Genomic DNA, 887 nt, shown 5'->3' on the forward strand with positions numbered 1-887 from the left:
CCCCCTGGGGCGCCGACCGCCTCGGCATGAGCCCCCAGCCCATCCCCTCACCCGCCGCGCCGCACACGGAGACAGCCCAGTAGCTACTCCTTCACCGACCCGGTCATCCCCGACACATAGTGCTCGACGAAGAACGAGTAGATGAAGGCAACAGGCAGCGACCCGAGCAGCGCCCCCGCCATCAGCGAGCCCCAGTGGTACACGTCCCCCTCCACCAGCTCGGTGATCACCCCCACCGGCACCGTCTTCATCTCCGATGACGAGATGAAGGTCAGCGCGTAGATGAACTCGTTCCACGACAGCGTGAACGCGAAGATGCCCGCCGAGATCAGCCCCGGTACCGCCAGCGGCAGCACGATCTTGATCAGGATCTGCCAGCGGCTCGCACCATCGATCAGCGCGCACTCTTCCAGCTCGTACGGGATCGAGCGGAAGTAGCCCATCAGCAGCCAGGTGCTGAACGGGATCAGGAAGGTCGGGTACGACAGGATCAGCGCCATCCGGGTGTCGAACAGCCCGAGCTGGAAGATGATCGCCGCCAGCGGGATGAACAGGATCGACGGCGGCACCAGGTACGCCAGGAAGATCGCCGCGCCCGCCGGCTTCGCCCCCTGGAACCTCAGCCGCTCGATCGCATACGCCGCCAGCACCGAAGCCACCAGCGACAGGATCGTCGACGTCACCGACACCAGCACCGTGTTCCACAACCACTCCGGATACGCCGTCTCGAACAACAGCTTGTGGAAATGCGCGAACGTCGGCTTGATGATCCAGAACGGGTTGCCGCTGCGCGCCAGCAGCTCCTCGTTCGGCTTGAACGAGGTCACCACCATCCAGTAGAACGGGAACAGCAGCACGAACACGAAGATGCCGAGCGGGATGTAGAC

Annotated in this window: 1 protein-coding gene; it reads right to left on the minus strand. The window is 64.3% G+C overall.

Translation table 11 applies throughout. The features are described 5' to 3' along the window. Positions 1-83: 83 nt before the first annotated feature. On the minus strand, positions 84-887 hold an 804-nt coding region (locus tag AC1D01_RS36785), incomplete at its 5' end, for a carbohydrate ABC transporter permease (RefSeq protein WP_477874760.1).

Source organism: Rhizobacter sp. P3_B12, assembly GCF_056402895.1.